This is a genomic window from Bifidobacterium sp. UBA6881, assembly GCA_002451435.1.
Classification (GTDB): domain Bacteria; phylum Actinomycetota; class Actinomycetes; order Actinomycetales; family Bifidobacteriaceae; genus Bifidobacterium.
Genome location: DKCF01000101.1, coordinates 1 through 2,836, shown reverse-complemented (window position 1 = coordinate 2,836; position 2,836 = coordinate 1). Strand labels below are relative to the sequence as shown.

The 2,836-nt window shown below is 59.2% G+C and carries 2 protein-coding genes; both read right to left on the bottom strand.

All coding sequences use genetic code 11. The features are described 5' to 3' along the window. Nucleotides 1-41: 41 nt before the first annotated feature. Nucleotides 42-1,451, bottom strand: coding sequence for a DEAD/DEAH box helicase (locus tag B3C64_RS07675; RefSeq protein WP_291534883.1), 1,410 nt, complete (start codon nt 1,449-1,451; stop codon nt 42-44). A 559-nt stretch (nt 1,452-2,010) separates the two neighbouring features. Beyond that, nucleotides 2,011-2,664: an oligoribonuclease gene (gene orn / locus B3C64_RS07670; protein WP_291534882.1), complete on the bottom strand. Its 654-nt coding sequence runs from the start codon at nt 2,662-2,664 to the stop codon at nt 2,011-2,013. Nucleotides 2,665-2,836 lie beyond the last annotated feature (172 nt).

The following is a 2,836-nucleotide window of genomic DNA, read 5'->3' as shown; positions in this document are numbered from 1 at the left end:
CCAGCATCGTTCAGGCATTGCGCGGCACGGAGCCAATCGAATCAGAACAGGGAATCCTGCGCGAATTCGTCCTCAACCTCGGACTGCGGGCACATCGGCCGGAACGCCTCGACACCTTCGGCGCGAAGCGTATCGCCGGCATGCGCGGACCGCGAGCGCAACACGCCGTCAAGACGCACCGCGTCGGGCGACACGAGGAACATGCGTTCGTTGACGCCCTGCAAATACAATCCGTCAAGGTTCTCCACACGCGAAAGCGCCACATATCCCATGCCCGGCGCGAACGTGCGACGCAGATCCATGACCGCGCGATCAAGCGTCATGCCCTGCGATTTGTGGATGGTGATCGCCCAGGCGCAGCGCAGCGGCACTTGTTTGACCGTCGCCAGCACGGTATCGCCGTCCTGCATTTCCCAGGAACTGGGCCGCATCGTGACGATATTGCCGTTTTCGAATTCCACGATCGGCCATCCGCCCTTGTTTTCGGCGACGAATCCGCGCACCGTGCCCAGCGACCCGTTCACGTACTGGTGATCGGCGTCGTTGCGCACCGCCATCACCGCAGCGCCCGTCTTCAGCAACAGATGTTCCGGCGCGAGCATGTTCTTCGTAAGACGTTCCACCAGATTCGCCTGACCCGACGATTCGGCATAATACTCGTGCGGATCCTCGGCGATTTCGCGCAGCCGAAGGTCGTTCAACGTGTCGGCCTGCCTATTGACGGGGAACAGGTTCACCGCCTGCTCGCCCGGTTCGGGCATTGCGCCCAGTCGGGTGAGCAGAATATCACGGTCGGCATCGCTTACCGAGCCTGAGCGGATGTCGGTGAGCACGCCGAGCAGCTTGCCGTCGTCCTGACGGTGCTGTTCGGTCAGATAGCAGATGACCGGCTGCAATTCGCGCCATACCAACGATTCCGTGACAAAGCCCTCCGGATTGAGCCCGGCTTTCGCATAGCGCTCTCGGCTGGCCAGGAATTCCGGCGACGGCGTGACGAGATCATGATTCCGTCCGGATACCGAGACGGGAGGCAGTTGGAAGAAATCACCCGACAGCACGACCTGCAATCCGCCGAACGGGCGCCGGTCGTTGCGGAGGATACGGCATACCTGATCGACCATGTCGAACAGCCACGCGTGCAGCATGGATACTTCATCGATGACAAGAATGTCGGCTGCCTGAATCTTGCGTTTGCGCCGCGTGCGGATGGTTTTGACAAGACTGTCGGACAGCACGTTCGCCAATCCGACGCCGCTCCAGGAATGAATGGTCGTGCCGTTGATATGCGTCGCCGCGATGCCGGTGGACGCCGTGACGGAAACCGACGCCCCATCCGCGCGCGCCTGACGCACGAACTCGTTCAGCACATAGGTCTTGCCGGCACCAGGCGCACCGGTGAGGAACACGTTCGCACCGGAATCGAGAATCGCGATGGCCTCATCCTGCCGCATGTTCAGATACCTTTCCTACCGTTTCCGTTCAAATTCCACGCGCGTGTATTCCTGTCAGCCGCATCGAGCTGATCTTGGCGGACCTGTTCCCGTTCAAATTCCACGCGTGCATTCCGCGCAGAACCATTGCCGGACATTCATGCCGGCCATTCGCGTATTCATGGAAATGCGAATGGCGTGGACTCGCAATATTCCGCCTTCACCCGGCATGGATTCCCCACATGTTCCGTCTGTCGAAACCTGTTTCCGCGTCATTCCCTCAACATATCAAGAACGCCATGCAGCGATGCCGACAGTATTGGCGCATTAACGCACCCACCCGCCGACGTGCCGACGATATTTTGGAGACCAAATCCTGTCATGGAATCCCCATATTGGAATTCCATGACAGGATTTGGAACAATGCCCATCATCTCGCCAATCGAATGCCATGCCGTCAATATCCGAACCCGGAATTCCGCAGTACCGTCGCATCACGGCTATCCATGAGGGAAGTCGGCCCTTGTTCAGCAGCATGTCCTTCATGCGGCCGTCATACGACATGCGTCCAAAAACGGAATCAGTCCTTGTTCAGCAGGCTGGTCTTCTGAATCTGCTCGGAAATCGCCTTGGCCGCGCCTGCGTCCGGACCGGGTGCCGGTGCCATGAATGCCTTGCGGTAGTAGCGAAGTTCGTCGAGCGATTCGATGATGTCGGCGAGCGCGCGGTGACCGCCGTTCTTCGGCGGACGGTTGAGATACACGTCGGGGTACCAACGGCGTGCGAGCTCTTTGAGCGTGCTCACGTCGATGGTGCGGTAATGCAGGTTCTTCATGAGTTCCGGCATGTAGTGGTCCAGGAACTTCTTGTCGGATCCGATGGTGTTGCCGGCCAGCAGCGGCTTGACGCCCGCCGGAGTGAAGCGCTTGACGTATTCGACCACCTTGGCCTGCGCCTCATCAAGGCTCAGACCGTTCTCCCATTCGTTGATCAGTCCGGAACGGGTGTGCATCTTGCGCACGAAATCGTTCATGTGATCGACGGCCTTCTGGCTGGGCTTGATCACATAGTCGACGCCTTCATCAAGCACATTGAGATCGAAATCCGTCGGAACCACGGAAACCTCGACAAGCTCATCGCCGCCGAAAATGTCAAGTCCCGTCATCTCGCAGTCGATCCAAATCAGGCGTGAGCCTTCGGATGTGTATGTCTCTCCGTCGTGCGCATCTACCATCGTTGCCTCGTTTCGATTGGTTCACGGCCGCGCCCGCTGCGCTGGCCGAATATGCAAACATACCGCGAGGTAGGTACGGCAAGGTCCGAATCCGGCTGACCGTTCAACCATTGTCGCCTTCCATGCGACCGTTCAGGGAGACTGCCGGCCGAACATCTCCACGAACGGACGC